At 39.1% G+C, this 15,741-nt stretch carries 15 protein-coding genes and 1 riboswitch; of the genes, 4 read left to right on the plus strand and 11 right to left on the minus strand.

The genetic code is table 11. The annotated features are described in order from the left end of the window. Positions 1-54 precede the first annotated feature (54 nt). Together AC5YD2_RS00090 and AC5YD2_RS00095 are read right to left on the minus strand one after the other, a co-directional pair. Positions 55-1,857, minus strand: coding sequence for an acyl-CoA dehydrogenase C-terminal domain-containing protein (locus tag AC5YD2_RS00090; RefSeq protein ID WP_496124356.1), 1,803 nt, complete (start codon positions 1,855-1,857; stop codon positions 55-57). Positions 1,858-2,144: 287 nt separating this feature from the next. After that, positions 2,145-2,777: a hypothetical protein gene (locus AC5YD2_RS00095; RefSeq protein ID WP_496124357.1), complete on the minus strand. Its 633-nt coding sequence runs from the start codon at positions 2,775-2,777 to the stop codon at positions 2,145-2,147. Positions 2,778-2,912: 135 nt separating this feature from the next. Between AC5YD2_RS00095 and baeS the strand changes: the two genes are divergently transcribed. From baeS to AC5YD2_RS00110, 3 genes are all read left to right on the plus strand, one after another. Beyond that, positions 2,913-4,574 carry a sensor histidine kinase efflux regulator BaeS gene (gene baeS, locus AC5YD2_RS00100; RefSeq protein WP_496124358.1) on the plus strand — a complete coding sequence of 554 codons (1,662 nt, stop codon included), beginning with the start codon at positions 2,913-2,915 and terminating at the stop codon, positions 4,572-4,574. 11 nt (positions 4,575-4,585) lie between these two features. Next, on the plus strand, positions 4,586-5,272 hold the full coding sequence (locus AC5YD2_RS00105) for a response regulator (protein WP_496124359.1): 687 nt from the start codon (positions 4,586-4,588) through the stop codon (positions 5,270-5,272). A gap of 176 nt (positions 5,273-5,448) precedes the next feature. Further along, positions 5,449-6,108, plus strand: coding sequence for a VOC family protein (locus tag AC5YD2_RS00110; protein WP_496124360.1), 660 nt, complete (start codon positions 5,449-5,451; stop codon positions 6,106-6,108). Positions 6,109-6,244: 136 nt separating this feature from the next. Here AC5YD2_RS00110 and AC5YD2_RS00115 read toward each other — a convergent pair whose 3' ends face one another. Next, positions 6,245-6,784, minus strand: a complete 540-nt coding sequence (locus AC5YD2_RS00115) for a TetR/AcrR family transcriptional regulator (protein WP_496124361.1) — start codon at positions 6,782-6,784, stop codon at positions 6,245-6,247. An 88-nt stretch (positions 6,785-6,872) separates the two neighbouring features. On the opposite strand from AC5YD2_RS00115, the gene AC5YD2_RS00120 reads away from it, so the two are divergent. Next, the gene (locus AC5YD2_RS00120; protein ID WP_496124362.1) at positions 6,873-7,403 is read left to right on the plus strand and encodes an HPP family protein; all 531 of its coding nucleotides are present in this window, start codon (positions 6,873-6,875) and stop codon (positions 7,401-7,403) included. A 69-nt stretch (positions 7,404-7,472) separates the two neighbouring features. On the opposite strand, the gene AC5YD2_RS00125 is transcribed toward AC5YD2_RS00120, so the two are convergent. The 8 genes from AC5YD2_RS00125 to AC5YD2_RS00160 form a co-directional block, all read right to left on the minus strand. After that, positions 7,473-7,847, minus strand: coding sequence for an MmcQ/YjbR family DNA-binding protein (locus AC5YD2_RS00125; RefSeq protein WP_496124363.1), 375 nt, complete (start codon positions 7,845-7,847; stop codon positions 7,473-7,475). Positions 7,848-7,859: 12 nt separating this feature from the next. Beyond that, positions 7,860-8,459 (minus strand): L,D-transpeptidase family protein, encoded by a 600-nt coding sequence (locus tag AC5YD2_RS00130; protein WP_496124364.1) that lies wholly within the window; start codon positions 8,457-8,459, stop codon positions 7,860-7,862. Positions 8,460-8,665: 206 nt separating this feature from the next. Further along, a complete protein-coding gene (locus AC5YD2_RS00135; RefSeq protein ID WP_496124365.1) occupies positions 8,666-10,111 on the minus strand; it encodes a protein adenylyltransferase SelO in 1,446 nt (481 codons plus the stop codon). A 73-nt stretch (positions 10,112-10,184) separates the two neighbouring features. Further along, complete coding sequence (locus AC5YD2_RS00140; protein WP_496124366.1) at positions 10,185-10,514, minus strand: DHCW motif cupin fold protein; 330 nt, start codon at positions 10,512-10,514, stop codon at positions 10,185-10,187. Positions 10,515-10,610: 96 nt separating this feature from the next. Continuing rightward, positions 10,611-11,777 carry an acyl-CoA desaturase gene (locus tag AC5YD2_RS00145; protein WP_496124367.1) on the minus strand — a complete coding sequence of 389 codons (1,167 nt, stop codon included), beginning with the start codon at positions 11,775-11,777 and terminating at the stop codon, positions 10,611-10,613. A gap of 297 nt (positions 11,778-12,074) precedes the next feature. Next, positions 12,075-12,788, minus strand: coding sequence for a glycerophosphodiester phosphodiesterase (locus AC5YD2_RS00150; protein WP_496124368.1), 714 nt, complete (start codon positions 12,786-12,788; stop codon positions 12,075-12,077). Positions 12,789-12,923: 135 nt separating this feature from the next. Further along, positions 12,924-13,502, minus strand: a complete 579-nt coding sequence (locus tag AC5YD2_RS00155; protein ID WP_496124369.1) for a cob(I)yrinic acid a,c-diamide adenosyltransferase — start codon at positions 13,500-13,502, stop codon at positions 12,924-12,926. A gap of 68 nt (positions 13,503-13,570) precedes the next feature. Further along, positions 13,571-15,418: a TonB-dependent receptor plug domain-containing protein gene (locus AC5YD2_RS00160; protein WP_496124370.1), complete on the minus strand. Its 1,848-nt coding sequence runs from the start codon at positions 15,416-15,418 to the stop codon at positions 13,571-13,573. Positions 15,419-15,455: 37 nt separating this feature from the next. Further along, a riboswitch (cobalamin riboswitch) is annotated at positions 15,456-15,692 on the minus strand. Positions 15,693-15,741 lie beyond the last annotated feature (49 nt).

A 15,741-nucleotide genomic window follows, 5' to 3' on the forward strand; every position in this document is an offset into this window, starting at 1 on the left:
GACTGCCAAATCATTGACCGTCCTTTTTCTTATTATTCATTTTGACATATGATTTTAGAATGCAAAATGTTCTGCATCTAAGCTCATCAACGGCTCTAAGCCACCGCTGATCACATCTACATGTGAACGAACGCGTGGTAAAATTTTCTTGAAGTAAAATTGTGCAGTTTTCACTTTTGCATTGTAGAAATCGACTTCAGTTGTGCCTTCAGCAAGTTTCTGCTGCGCCACAAGCGCCATACGCGCCCATTGGTAAGCGAGCGTTACATAACCCGAGAAGTATAGATAGTCTACCGCAGCAGCGCCAACTTCATCAGGGTTTTGCATTGCGCGCATACCGATTTGCATCGTTAAGTCGCCCCATTCTTTGTTCAATGCGGCCAATGGTTCAACGAATTCTTTCATTGCTGCATTGTCTTTGTTTGCTTCATTGAATTTGTGAATGATTTTAGTGAAATCTTTGAGCATCGCACCTTGAGTTTGTAGGACTTTACGACCTAACAAATCCAGTGCTTGAATTTCAGTTGTCCCTTCGTATAAGCAAGCAATACGTGTATCACGTACAATTTGCTCCATACCATGTTCTGAAATAAAGCCGTGTCCACCAAAGACTTGTACGCCGTGTTTCGCAGCTTCAGAACCTGCTTCGGTTAAGAATGCTTTTGCGATTGGTGTAAGCAATGACAAGATGTTGTCAGCGAATTTACGCTCTTCTTCAGTCGCAGCTTGTTCAACGATGTCTGCATAATGCGCTAGATCATAAACTAGGGCACGACCGCCTTCAGCAAATGCTTTTTGCGTTAAAAGCATATTACGAACAGCAGGGTGGACGATAATTGGATCAGCCTCTTTTTCTGGTGCTTTAGGGCCAGAAAGTGAACGCATTGCTAAACGGTCTTTTGCATAAGCCAAAGCACCTTGGAAAGATGATTCAGAAGCAGAAAGACCTTGAACAGCAGTACCAATACGTGCGGTATTCATAAAGGTAAACATGGCATTTAGACCACGGTTTTCAGGTCCAATCAGGTAACCTGTAGCACGATCAAAGTTAATCACACAGGTCGCATTACCGTGAATCCCCATTTTGTGTTCGATTGAACCACAACGAACCGCGTTACGCTCGCCAACTTCACCGTCAGCAGTCAGGTTGAATTTTGGTACGATAAACAGTGAAATACCTTTGGTACCTTTTGGAGCGCCTGGAAGACGCGCAAGAACGATGTGGATAATGTTATCCGCCATATCGTGCTCACCCGCAGAGATGAAAATTTTCTCACCAGAAATTGCGAAGCTACCATCAGCATTCGGTTCAGCTTTAGTGCGGATAATCCCAAGGTCAGAACCTGCATGAGATTCTGTCAAACACATGGTACCTGTCCACTCACCTGAAACAAGCTTGGTTAAATAAGTTTGTTTTTGCTCATCTGTACCGTGATGTTCGATCGTACGTACTGCACCGTGCGAAAGACCAGGGTACATACCCCAAGCCCAGTTTGAAGAACCGATCATTTCAGAAATGATGATACCTAAAGAATTTGGTAAACCTTGACCACCATATTGTTCTTCGGCAGCAAGTGAAGGGAAGCCAAGCTCTACATATTTTTTATATGCATCTTTAAAACCAGTTGGAGTCGTGACTACGCCATCTTTCCAAGTACAACCTTCACGGTCGCCGACTTGGTTCAATGGAGATAATTCGTTTTCACAAAAATCGGCAGCAGCTTCTAAGTATTGATCAACCAACTCGCGGCTTACGTTTTCTTGAAATGCAGGAAGGGCTGCATAGTGCTGTTCAGCATTTAATAATTCATGCAAAACGAATTGCATATCACGTAATGGCGCTTTGTATTGTGGCATAGCTTGTTCCTCAATACTGGTTAAACCAGATTTATAATCTTAATAAAAAAGTAGTGTCATCACCGACACCTTTTGTTCTACTACATCGTGCAATATCTTATGGCGCTGTACAAGATTTAAAGATTGTTTCTACGTGACTGTAAAGTCAAAGAAAAAATCAAAAAAAATGCTAAGTGCTTTGAGTATATAGCTTTTTATATCATATAAAGTGAAACAAATTGTCAGATACGTAAAAAAATATGTCCATAAAAAAAGACACCGCAGTGTCTTTTTATAACTTATTCAAATTATGCAGTTTTTATCGCTTGAGCCTTCTGAGGCATTTTAGGTTGGAAGCGTACATGGCACTGACCATTCATTGTCTTTTCACCCATTTTAACTTGAACGGCTTTACCATGCGTTTGACCAACACAAGCTTGTGCAATGGCTTGTTGCTGTGCTTGGCGCTTTGCTAAACGGTGTGCATATTGTTGAGTAAGTTCCGCACGTTTAGCATCAGTAAGCGGTTCACCACGCTTAAATTCGCCTTTAGCCATAGGACCTTTAACATCACCACGCATTGGACGATGTTCATCACGCATACCGCGGAAGTCACCACGTGCTTGTTTAGCGTCTTTACGATCTACTTTGAATTGGATGACACAGGTACCATCTATCGTTTTTTCACCCACTTTGACTTGTACAGTTTGACCTGCATTTTTGCCTTCGCAAGCTTTCTGTGCTTGTTCAAAGAATGCTTTGCGTTCAGCCATACGCGCTTGATGCTTCTCACGCATTTCAGGTGACATGCGATTTTCATGATGTTTTTTAAATTGTTTAGTGTCTTGAGGTGCTGTCGCAGTTGTTGTTTGGCATGCGGTTAATATGCCCATGCTCAATAGGCTCGCTGAAACGAGTACAACTTTGTTCATTGCTTTCATTATGATTATCCCCTTGGGTGCAAGTGTTGATTCATTGGATAAAGAATAAGTAATAATGATGAAGAAACAATGAAGAGTTTTTTGAGTGACTGTTCTATACAATACTGAAATGCGAAGAAAAATGAGAGATCCAATTTGAATATACGCCGAGTTCCAATCGCACTGCGCTTATTCCTGACCGTATTATTAACGACGTTGTTAATTACTACCGTGAGTCTAGGTGTATTGCATTGGACCATGCAGAAAAACTTTACCAAATACGTGGCAGATGTTGAGATGCAAAAACTCGACTACCTGATTGATAATTTGGCTGGCGTTTATGGCGTATATCAAGATTGGGGGAATGCAGTTCAAGCGCAAATTTTGCAAATTGAAGGTGAGGCTGCTGCCGATGATTATGACCGACTGTCACGTTGGTGGTTACGCCGTCAATATGATATTGCATTGCAACAGCGCTATTTTAAAGAACATACATTGATGCGTGAACTCGATTCACAACGTCCACAAAGCATGAACTCAGATGACCTTAAGGTTTTAGAAGACAATTTACCTTCGCAGTATCAACCTTTTGAAGGCTTAAAGTTCCCACTGAGTTCGAATCAAAATCAGTTTAGATCGTCAGAGCAAAATAAAAATAACAACACAGTGAATTCAAGTATACGCACTTCAGAACAACAGCACGGCAAGAAGCTTTTTATTTCGATGGCAGATCATTTGGGGTTAAGTTCACGTTTGTCTTTATATGATGCTAAACAACAATTTATATTGGGTGAGCCTTCAGAAAACCCAGTGTCCTATCGTCCAATTATGGTGGATGGTACTACTGTGGGCTATTTAGGATTAAGACCTGTTTTGGATCAAGATGATGCACTCAGCATTAATTTCTTTAGTAATCAGAAACGCTATTTATTTCTGATTTATATCCTGACCTTAATCACCAGCTTGGTTGCTGCATTATTATTAGCGACTTATTTTAGAAAGCCAATTCGACGACTTTTGGATGCGACGCGTGAACTGACCAAAGGCAATTATCAGCATCAGATGAAAGTGAATCGCAATGATGAATTAGGTGATTTATCAAATGAAATCAATCAACTAGCCGTTATTCTTGAACGGCATGAAAATTCACGTCGTCAATGGGTTGCAGATACATCGCATGAGTTGAAAACGCCCTTGGCTGTGTTGCAAGCGCAAATTGAAGCGATGCAAGATGGGATTCGCAAGCCCACACCTGAACATTTTGCTTCAATGCTCGCTCAAGTATCAAGCTTGAAAAAACTCACACAGGATTTGGCAGATTTGGCTCAGGCAGAAGCACAACAGCTCAAATTCTATTTTACTGAAGTTGATCCTTGGTCAGTCATCTTACAAGAAGTTGAAAACTTTAAACCGAAGTTTGAACAAGCCAATTTGAATATTTCAATACAGGGTCAAGGTACAGATTTACAATTAGATGTAGATCGTTTTAAACAAATTATAGTTAATTTGCTGAGCAATAGTATTCGTTATACTGAAGCGGGTGGCGAGGTTCAGATTCATACGCTAGAAGATGAAAATTCATGGTCAGTGATTGTAGACGATAGTCCTTTAGGGATGACTGACGAGCAATTGAATCATTTAGGTGAAAGATTCTATCGAGTGGATGATTCACGTACGAGAAGTACAGGTGGTACAGGGCTTGGACTGGCTTTATCGGGTAAAATTGCGCAAGGCTTAAGCGGTAAATTAAGTTTTGATCATTCGCCATTGGGTGGTTTGCGATGCAAATTGACCTTTCCAAAACAAACCAAAGCATAAAGGGAAAAGATATGAAGCATGTAATGCTGGTTGAAGATGAAGTTGAACTTGCACAATTGGTGCGAGATTATCTAGAAGCGGCTGGCTTTGAAGTCAGCATGTTTCATGATGGTCAAGAAGCTTATGAGAGTTTCCAGCAACGTAAACCAAGTTTGATGATTTTGGATCTAATGGTTCCTCGTATGGATGGTCTCACGATTTGCCGTAAAGTTCGAGAACAGTCAGATTTACCGATTATTATGGTGACAGCCCGTACTGAGGAAATTGATCGTATACTTGGTTTGAACATGGGTGCAGATGACTATTTGTGTAAACCTTTTAGTCCTAAAGAGTTGGTCGCACGTGTTCAAGCTGTTTTACGCCGTTTAGATCGTAAGGCTGAACCTGAAGATAATAATTTATTCCGCATGGACAAAGGTCAACAACGTGTTTGGTATCAACAAAAGTCGTTAAATTTGACACCAACAGAGTTTCGTCTTTTAGAGCTGTTTTTAGAGCATGTCGGTCAAGTGTATTCACGTGCTCAATTACTGGATCATATTAATCCTGACAGTTTTGAAGTTGCGGATCGCGTGATTGATAGTCACATTAAAAATTTACGCCGTAAGATTTCAGATGCTGCTGAAACAGGAAACCGTCATGAGTGGGTTCAGGCGGTCTATGGTGTAGGGTATCGCTTTGAGTATCCAGAGGATTGATTGAACTGAATTGAAAGCGGGTCGAAGATGATCCGCTTTTTGTTTTGAGTGATTGTGTCGTTCAACTGTTCATGCTGTATACCAAGCTCAATCAATCAGTTAGTTTAGTTATATTAATGCATAATTATAATAAGTATTTGTTTTATAATGATAAGATGGATATTGGGTGATCTAAAATGGAAATAGACCATATATTTATATGCACGGAATATGGTGCACCTGAAGCTGAAATTCTGAAGAAATTTGGTTTAAGAGAGGGTTCTTCAAATAGACATTTGGGTCAAGGGACGAGAAATCGTAGATTCTTTTTTAGAAACTTTTTCATAGAATTACTTTGGGTAGAAAACTTAGAAGAAGTCAAAAATAAAATCACAGCACCGACGAGGCTTTATGAAAGACTAAGACCTAAGAATAAGGATGTTTCACCTTTTGGAATTTGTTTTAGACCAGAAATTCCCATGGAGAGCTCGCCCAAATTTACGAGTTGGCATTATAAGCCTGCGTACTTACCTTCTGATTTATTCATAGAAATTGCTAAAAATACGATGCTGTCTGAACCTATGTGGTTTTTTATTGCTTTTGGTTCAAGACCAGACAGTAATTCCTACACAAATAGAGAGCCTTTAAGGCATATGAAAAAGGTATCTGAAGTTACAGCTATTCAGGTGACAGTACCAAATTTAGAGAAAAACTTTACCCTATTTGAGCACCAAGAAATTAGTAGACTTAAGGTTGTTGATGGAGAGGAACATCTTATGGAAATTATCTTTGATAATGCAAAACAAGGATGTGCTTATGACTTTAGACCGACGCTACCTCTTATTTTCATATATTAATTCAAAAATTTAGTAAGTACTTAAACATTCTAAAACTACAATAGGTTGAAGTTAGCTTTAAAGATTTTAATATGACCAACTGCATTATCAAAATCTATCCATCAGGAACCGAGATAGAATAATAATGATATTTTACTTAACGATTTAATAAAGTATTTAATTTATTTTTTATATTTTCTGCGATGCTAAAGTCAAATCCATCTACAAGAAATCGGCTCATTAATCCTTCAATGATTGTATACATAAAATTGGACATGTCTTCTCTATCTGCTATTTTACAATGCTGTGCAATAAGATCTTTAATCCATTGTTTATGCTGTTGAGCAATTTGAATCAGTTTTTTTTCAGTCGAATTGGATTCAGCAACAGCTCGCACAAATAGACAACCTTTGAAATCATCCTGTCTAAACCATTCAATATGCCACTCAAATATTTTATTCAGTGCATCAATACCTTCTGCCATTCCAATATAGTCAAATAAGCTTTGCTTGAATTTTTCATCTCGAGCTTTCAGTACAGATTCGACTAAATGATTTTTATTTTTATAGTAGGTATACAAGGTGGTCTTAGAACAGCCTGATTCATCTCGAATTAGATCGACGCCCACAGCCCCGAAGCTCTGTTCATTAAATAGTTTTTCTGCGGTATTTAAAATCTTTATAGCTGATTTAGACATTAAACAACTCCTGAATAGTACAGATCTGTACTATTTTTGATTTTATCGTTATGATGATTGAAAAACAATAGCGTCAAAAGGTCTTTTCATGTTTTCAATTTTAGAAGGTAAAGAAAAATTAGCCGCTTTTCCTACAGCGAGTGAAGTGTTGAGAAGTCTGCTCGGTGGCAGCCTGAGCATTTTTATGCTGTTAAGTTTAGGACATTGGACAGGTCACTTATACATCATGGCACCTTTCGGCGCGACTTGTGTATTACTCTATGCAGTATCACAATCACCTTTAGCTCAACCTAGAAATATCATTTTTGGACATTTTATTTCAGCTTTAGTTGGCTTAATTTTTGTGTATTTCTTTACGATCTCTCATCTGTCCATAGCTTTGTCGGTAGGCTGTGCTATTGCTTTGATGCAGATGTTAAAGTGCGTTCATCCACCTGCGGGCGCAAATCCGCTCGTCATTTTACTCACAGCAAAGCAAATGACCTATGACTGGAGTTTTCTCATTTTCCCTGTGCTTTTAGGTTCGATTGCTCTGGTGCTGATCGCCTATGTTGTGAATAATTTCAACTCAGAAAAAAAATGGCCTTTATATGGTTTAGGTCTAAAAAAAACGAAATAGACATTGCGATCTTATTTGCTTAAGTAGAGGCAATCCATGTCCTTTAGGCAGATTTTAAGCACGATCAGTTTAACTACTTTTTAGAATCTCAATTCGTTGTCGATCCGCTTTGTTTAATCCTGAAACCACCAAATCATATGAAATTTGAATCAATTCCTTGATCAGATCACGCTCTATGGTTTGATCCTCATAGATTGAAATCCAATGTCTTTTATTCATATGGTATCCAGTACGGATAAAAGGATAAATGTCGCGAAGCATTTCTCCATGCGTTGGATCAACTTTGAGGTTAATGACTGCAATCTCATTCAATGTAAATGTCATGAGATAAATTTTATTCATCACTTTATAGACATCGCATTCAGGCATGAACGGTTGAGAACATTCAGATGCCGTTAGTTGATTGGCATATGTCGAGGCAATGTGATGTAAATCAAGCGTCATAAAATTCTCAATCTAAGGAAATATCTGAATCGGTGTGCCGTTATCGACCAATAACCAGATTTCATCCATATCAGTATTTTTAACGGCAACACAACCCCAAGTCCAATCATTACGTGGAAAATAATCCATAAGAGAGGGCAGTTTATTCACTTGTGAGGTGGTTGCAGAACCATGAATCATGATGTCACCACCAGGTGAAACACCTAAAGCTGCTGCCTTGGCTCTATCCTTTTCATTGGGATAAGAGATATGCAGAGACTTATAAAACGCACTTTGCGGATTTCGCCAATCAATCAAATAGCGTCCCTCAGGGGTTTTGCCATCACCTTCTTGAACTTTATGTCCTATTGGTGCAAAGCCTAAACGCATATGATAGGTCTTAATCACTTGATCATTATGCTTCAATTCTAAAATACGACGCGCCTTGTAAACATGAACTTCATTGATGGGTGTATTCGAACGGATTTGATCAATGCTGTTCTGATCTAAAGGTTTAGCATGAATGACATCGGTACTTGGCAGATATTGATTATATTTTGCATAAGCAACATAACCACCAATGAAAATGGCAATCAGCGCCCCGATCAAAATAACGGATTTGGTTAAAGTCATGAGTTTTATAATTCTAAGTGGTATTTATAAGTATTCAGTTGTTCTGATTTAAAATTATTCTAATTTAAAACAGTGTTCAGAAAGATTCGTTAATCCCAACACCATTTATACTCAATTTAAGGTCTTTAATCAAAAACTGATCTGTGGATAAAGTGTACGATATCCACAGAATAAAAATCATATGCTGATTAAAATGTGTATTTTGCTTATGAAGAGCAACTCACCATCACATCGGGCACATCCGCTGGAAGGGGTGCTAGATCGTCAGCTTTTTCAAGTTCTGGCTGATGAGTGAAAGGTTGCTTCAGCAAGTTAAATAAGCGCTCTACTTCTGAGAAGTCATTGCCTTCAGCCAGCTCAATGGCTTTTTGCATCATATGATTACGCAAAATGTAGCGTGGATTTACGGTCTGCATGATTGCATCAAGTTCTTCAATATTTTGACCATCTCGAATCATTTCATATTGAGTCAAAAATGCTTCAAATTGACGTCGATCCAAACAATCATCTTGAATGGCTTCATAGTCTTTTTGTTGTAAGCGAATAAAGCTCTGGGTGTAATCCAGTTGCTCAGTCTGTAGGATTCTCAGGAATGCCATGGCACAATCAAAACTGTCTTTATGGAAGCTAGGTAGTCCCATTTTTTGACTTAAGCCCATTTTATAATGTTCTAAGAATGTCGGTTCATAATGTTCTAAACATTGAGCCAATTGCTCTTTCCATTCTTCTTTTGACATACTTTGAGGACATAAAGGCACTAAGTTATTCAGCCATTGCCATAAGTTCCAATGTCCAATACTCGGTTGTTGTTGGTAGGTATAACGACCATGGTGATCCGAATGGTTGTTAATCCAATTCGGGCGGAAGCGTTCCATAAAACCGTAAGGACCAAAGTCTAAAGTAGAACCTGTGATATTTAAATTATCGGTATTCATTACCCCATGTGCAAACCCGACCAGTTGCCATTTGGCAATCATGACAGCTGTATTTTGAATGACTTTTGTTGCAAAACTCAGGAGAGGGGATTCACTGTCTAAACATTCTGGATAATGCCATTCGATACACTTTTGCGTGAAATCTGGTAATAAATCGGATTGATATTGATTAATCCACTCAAAATGTCCTAAGCGAATGTGGCAATCTGAGGTACGCAACATCATCGCGCCACGCTCTAATTTTTCACGTTGTACCCCTTGATCTGATGAGGTAAATCCAACGGCATTACTCGAAGCGACACCCAGTGCATTGAGCGCATGACCCGCTAAGTATTCACGAATCACAGAGCGTAACACCGCACGACCATCGCCCATACGAGAGTAGGGAGTTGATCCTGCACCTTTTAAATGAAGATCAATGGTTTGGTTATTTTGATCTAAAATTTGCGCGATGAGGAGTCCACGACCATCACCGAGTTGCCCCGCCCATTGTCCAAATTGATGACCCGCATAGACCATCGCCAATGGGGTGAATTCAGCAAAGGTTTTTTGCCCGCTACAAATTTTAACCCATTGTTGCTTATCTTCAGTAGACCATTGCAATTGATCAGCCAAATCTGCATTGAAATGACCTGCTTTAGCACCTTTCAATGGAATGGGCTGTTGCTGATGATAAAGTCTATTTGACAGCGTTGGGTAACGTGAATTGAATTGCATAAACGTAAACAATCATAGGGAGGCTGATTTCACTATAGCAAATTCAATTTTGCTTTTCAGTGATTCATGTAAACTAATCAACAATGAATAGTTTTGCACCATTTATCGTAGATGATCGATGAGGCTCAGCATGATCAGACACTTGATAACTCATCCCTGGAAGTAAGTTAAATGAACCACCATCTTTGAGTTCAGTGAGTAGTTCACCTTCTAAGCAAAATAAAATATGACCTTTTCTGCACCAATGATCGGCCAAATAACCTGCCGAATATTCAACAATCCTGACTCTAATATTATTAAATTGCTGTGTTTTCCAAAGGGCATAACCTTGTTCGCCCAAATGTTTTACTTCTTCTAGATCAGACCATTGAGTCGTACAGAAAGGAATATTGTCGATGAGCATGGTTTTACCTTATTGTTATAGATGAAGAGTAAAGTGAGGCAAAAATAAAAAAAAGCTCCGAAGAGCTTTATTTTTCAGATATTGAATCATCTTCAATTAATGAGAAACTGAAGATTTCTTCAAGTTGCGCATTAATAATTTTAATGTTTGGCGATGATGTGAAAGACGTTGTTCAACCAATTGGAAATCTACTTTAAGTTTATTGTCCATTTGGTGAATCTTTTCAGCAACGGAAGCTTTCTTCGCTTGAATTTCTTGCTCTTTTAACTTCGCCCAATCATTTAAGGTTTGAGAGAAAGCATCATATTCTTGAGCAAAACGAGCTTTAACAGTGCTAATGTCATCATTCATGTTTAAGCCGTATACAGCCAAATCTTGTTCTGCATATTTAAACTTCATGGCCAATTCGGCTTTTTTAATATTGAAGCTTGGAATACGACGTAAATTCTTTGCAAGACCAAGTTTAGAACATGTCCAAATCAGCCATTTCGTAGGATCGTACTGCCACCATTTCACCCCATTACGGTAATCGTACTGAAAAATATGGTGATAGTTGTGATAACCCTCGCCCCATGTAGCAATCGCAAGAACGAAGTTGTCACGCGCTGTATTTTCATCTGTATAAGGACGTTTGCCCCACATATGACAGAGCGAGTTAATAAAGAATGTCACATGGTGGCTCAAGATTAGACGAAGTAAACCGCCCAATAACATTACACCCCACATATCACCCACTAACCAACCCACAGAGGTCAAGATGACAGCATGCACTACAATGACTAAAGGAATGTAGTATTTGTCTTGGAACATCACAACCTTGTCAGCGAGAAGGTCGGGAGCATTCTTATAATTTGATTCAGCCGCAGGATAATTGCGAAGCATCCACCCAATGTGCGCGTACCAAAATCCATTATTAATTGAATATGGATCTTTTTCGACATCATCAACATGACGATGATGCGTACGGTGACCAGAAGCCCAGAACAAAATACTGTTTTGAACCGCAAATGTACCCATAATCATTAAGATGATTTTTAAAGGTAATGTTGCTTCATAAGCACGATGTGCCCATAAACGGTGATAGCCAGCAGTAATACCGAGGCTACTAAAACCAAGAAGTACAATTAAACTAATCCACGCACCGGCGCTAAAATCGTGATGGTACGCATACAAAGGAATAGCAATGATTGCGACAATCGGTAAAAACACCAATGCAAAAACTGCGATCCAGTTAATTGGGGCTTTGGGTAGGGGAGCATTCATCTCCAACAGCACTCCTAGAACCTTAGAAGGTATAAATGAAACCTTAATCCATGTAAAAACTAGGGATTAAGACTTCATGATATTAGCACGAGCAAACAAATGTTCACTAGCATTATTGTACAGTTGTATTGTACTAAACAGTAACATAATAAAACATTGGCTAAATTCCTTAAGATGGAACTGATTTTGTCGTGAGACAGTGTAAAAAGTGAGTTAAGGGTTCTTTGAAAATAGTTGCTGATGAAGCACATCAAATAAAGTTGTAAAATTTAATATTAAATTAAAAATTTCAATATATTACAGATATTTCATCATCATTTTGGGGTAGTCCGTGATCAATCCTTGAATCCCTAAATCACGTAAATGTTTTGCTCGATCAAGTTGATTAACGGTCCAGACACTGACATTTAGATTTGCAGATCGTGTTGCATGAATGATCTCATCTGTTGCAAGTTGATTCATCCAACCGATTTGGCAACATTCAAGTTGAAGTGCTTGATCAATGGCTTGATATTGAATGTCAGTTTCAATGAGCAAACCACGTTTAAATTGAGAGCGCTGATTTTTTAAAGCTTGATGGATTTTGGGGTCAAAGCTGGTAATCACCGCAGAGTGTTCAAAGCCTTTGAGTTGCTGTTCTAGGCTCAGTGTGATTTTCTCAGCATCTGCTTGAGATTTAACGGCTTTCACTTCAACTTCGATATGTTCAAAGTTTTGAATCAGAGTCAGGGTCTGATCCAGCAGAGGCGTGGCTTCGATATTGTTCCAATCTGACCACGTCACAGCATGGTTGTACGCATGGAGATCTTCACGGCTACATTCATATACATGTTTTTGCTGACCTGAAGTGCGTACAAAATCATCATCATGCATGATAATCAAAGCATCGTCTTTGAGTTGACGAACATCAAACTCAACGGCGCGAATCCCTAATTTTTGAATATATTGAAATCCACCGAGGGTATTTTCAGGTGCTTCCCCACGCGCACCACGATGACCAATAATTTGCATACAACACCCTGATTTGACAGGGTGATCATAGCGCTGATTTATGAAGGAAATATGAGGGTTTTAAATCATATTTTTAATCAATAACGATTGTCATAACGACAAAGTCGATCATATATGAATAAATTTTATTAAAGATTAAATCGTATCGTTAATATTCTTCTGCCAGAGCACTTCAGAACCACCTTCAGCACGTTGTAAAGTCCGCGAGGCAACAAATAACCAATCCGATAAACGGTTTAAAAGTTGAAGTGATGTGGCTTGAATATTTTGATCTCGAGCATGAACAGTCATTAAGCTACGTTCTGCACGGCGACAGACTGAACGTGCTTGATGCGCATAGCTACATGCTAAAGAACCCGCAGGTAATATAAAGTCTTTAAGCATCGGTAAAGCTTCGTTCATTTGATCAATTTCATTTTCGAGAAATTCAACTGAAATAGGCAAGACCATGTTGTAGTTAGGAATACAAACTTCACCGCCTAAATCAAATAACCAGTGTTGAATCAGGCTGAGTGATTTGTCCCATTTGGCTTTATCTTCAATAGAACTCACAGCAATTTGTGAACGTAAAATCCCGATGCAAGAATTCAGCTCGTCCACATCACCGAGTGCATGGATACGAAGATCATCTTTAGGCACACGTGAACCATCGCCTAGACCTGTTGTGCCTGAGTCGCCTGTACGGGTATAAATTTTACTTAAACGGTGTCCCATGATTTGTCCTTATCATTCGTTCAATTTAAAAAGCTAATGTGATTCACATTAGCTTGTAAATGTTAAAACTAGTATTTAAATGTCACGCCTGTTGAAGCAAGTCGACCACCATTGACGTAATAAACTCCGTCAAAGCTACCATCGTACGCAGCCTTGTATTTCACATCGCCTACGTTTTGGATGTTACTAAACAGCTTAATATTCGGGTTGATGTTCCAATAACCGTGTAGATCTACCGTGGCATAGCCTGAAGTGGTTTCACTGGTTGACCAGTCTTTCGCTTTCGATTTAGCAATTAATGATGTACTTAAGCCATAGCTTTCATTTTGTAAGCCTATTGTAAATGTCAATGTTTGGCGAGGGCGACGAAGTAAGTCAGTGTCCTTGATCTCGTTGGTCGCTTTAATATAGTGGTAGCCAGCTTGTAAGAAGTAATCATCTATTTGCCATTTTGCCAAAGCTTCAGCCCCTTGCATGCGCGCTTTAGAAATATTATCCAATCCCCAAGGTGCAGTGTCGGCATAATCAATCAAGTGGTCGATATCGGTATGATAAAGTGACGCACCATATTTGAATTGATCATTCAGTTGGTGATCAAAGCCGATTTCATAGGACTGACTTTCTTCAGGCTTTAAATTTGGATTAGCAGATGAGCCATAGTATAAGTCATTTACAGTGGGGGCTTTGAAGGCTGTGCCTACATTGGCGTAAACACTAAAGTTGGGTTGGAACTGATAACGTAAACCCATTTGACCGACTGTGTGTGAACCAAATTTTTCATTATCTTCAACACGAATCCCGAGCTGAGTATTTACACGGTCAGACTCATATTGATGTTGTAGATAATATCCTGTGGTATCTAAATCTTGATGAAATGAACCCATTGTTTTTTGGGTATCAGTTTCTAGAGTCTTGTGGGTGGCACCTACGGTTAAATGTTGTTGAGCATTCAGTTGTTGCTTCAACATTAGTTCATATTCATCAGCAGTATAGGTGGTATTTTCAAAGCTCTTTAGCTGTTCTAGTTTGTCTTTGAAACGTGATATGCGCGCATCAGCGCGTAAGCTGTTATTCAACTGCGCGTAAGCTTTAAGATTGGTCACCGTATTTTTGAAGTCATGAGATTTCATTTCGTAGTCTGAAGTGACCCAACTAAAGGCTTCATATATCGAGTTGCCTTGGTTTTCATTGTGATCAAGGCTTAGACCATAATTTTCTTTTTCAATGCCGAATTTTGCTGAAAATCCTTTTTGATCATAAGCAGATTCTGTCGCGGTTTTAAGATCAGTAATAGGTGTGCCATCACTTTCTAAACGTTGCCCACGGATTTGCAGATAAGCATCATTATCAACAAGGTCAGCGCCAATCAGTGCTTTATAGGTGCTATTTTCACCGATTTCACCCGTTAAAAAAGCACCTGATTTTTCAGGCGTCTTGGTGATCACTTGAACAACACCGCCAATGGCATTCGTTCCATATAGAACAGAGGCAGGACCTTTTAACACTTCAATTTGCTTGAGATCAGTCGTGTCTAAAAAACTGAGAGAAGCCAAACCACTCGCATCATTGTTGAGTCTTACGCCGTCTCTAAGTACTAAAGTATGGTCTGAATCCGTTCCGCGCATAAAAATAGAGGTTTGTTGTCCAAATCCGCCCAGTTGCACCACATTTAATGCAGCTTCAGAGCGAAGTAAATCTGCAAGTTGAGCAATTGGAGACTGTTCAATGATTTTTTGATCAATAATAGAAATACGTGCAGGAACTTTTTCAATCGCTTGTTCAGAACGAGTAGCTGTAACAACCAATGTGTTGAGCTTAGTTTCAGCAACTGTTTGTTCTGCAAAGGAAGAAGTAGAAATTCCCATCGCAATCGCGATAGCACCCACAAGTGTTGTCGGTTTAAAAAGAGAAGACATGTTTTCGCTCCATACATTCACCCCACGTGAATGATTGAGTTAAAGAACACAACAAGCAGGTATCCGGACTTAAATGTGGTATTAGTTTTCAGCAATTGAACCCTAAATACTTACATTTCCACCTTCCCACATTTTTCAATGCAGTGGCGTAAATTCTCAGAATTGAGTGAGAAATTTAAAGAGAAATGTTTTTCATTTTACCGTTGCGGGGGCAGTGTTGGATTTTCACCAACTTCCCTAAAGCGAAGCTTAGACTTGTTGCAAGATGCGGGCAGTATAATGATTGTATGCCTTATAAACAATGAACATGAAGAATAATCAGG

The sequence above is a fragment of the Acinetobacter sp. CY73 genome, assembly GCF_059515865.1.

Coding starts and splice junctions, on each gene's coding strand:
- AC5YD2_RS00090 (WP_496124356.1), bottom strand. CDS start 1,857: ATGCCACAATACAAAGCGCCATTACGTGATATGCAATTCGTTTTGCAT.
- AC5YD2_RS00095 (WP_496124357.1), bottom strand. CDS start 2,777: ATGAAAGCAATGAACAAAGTTGTACTCGTTTCAGCGAGCCTATTGAGC.
- AC5YD2_RS00105 (WP_496124359.1), top strand. CDS start 4,586: ATGAAGCATGTAATGCTGGTTGAAGATGAAGTTGAACTTGCACAATTG.
- AC5YD2_RS00110 (WP_496124360.1), top strand. CDS start 5,449: ATGGAAATAGACCATATATTTATATGCACGGAATATGGTGCACCTGAA.
- AC5YD2_RS00115 (WP_496124361.1), bottom strand. CDS start 6,784: ATGTCTAAATCAGCTATAAAGATTTTAAATACCGCAGAAAAACTATTT.
- AC5YD2_RS00120 (WP_496124362.1), top strand. CDS start 6,873: ATGTTTTCAATTTTAGAAGGTAAAGAAAAATTAGCCGCTTTTCCTACA.
- AC5YD2_RS00125 (WP_496124363.1), bottom strand. CDS start 7,847: ATGACGCTTGATTTACATCACATTGCCTCGACATATGCCAATCAACTA.
- AC5YD2_RS00130 (WP_496124364.1), bottom strand. CDS start 8,459: ATGACTTTAACCAAATCCGTTATTTTGATCGGGGCGCTGATTGCCATT.
- AC5YD2_RS00135 (WP_496124365.1), bottom strand. CDS start 10,111: ATGCAATTCAATTCACGTTACCCAACGCTGTCAAATAGACTTTATCAT.
- AC5YD2_RS00140 (WP_496124366.1), bottom strand. CDS start 10,514: ATGCTCATCGACAATATTCCTTTCTGTACGACTCAATGGTCTGATCTA.
- AC5YD2_RS00145 (WP_496124367.1), bottom strand. CDS start 11,777: ATGAATGCTCCCCTACCCAAAGCCCCAATTAACTGGATCGCAGTTTTT.
- AC5YD2_RS00150 (WP_496124368.1), bottom strand. CDS start 12,788: ATGCAAATTATTGGTCATCGTGGTGCGCGTGGGGAAGCACCTGAAAAT.
- AC5YD2_RS00155 (WP_496124369.1), bottom strand. CDS start 13,502: ATGGGACACCGTTTAAGTAAAATTTATACCCGTACAGGCGACTCAGGC.
- AC5YD2_RS00160 (WP_496124370.1), bottom strand. CDS start 15,418: ATGTCTTCTCTTTTTAAACCGACAACACTTGTGGGTGCTATCGCGATT.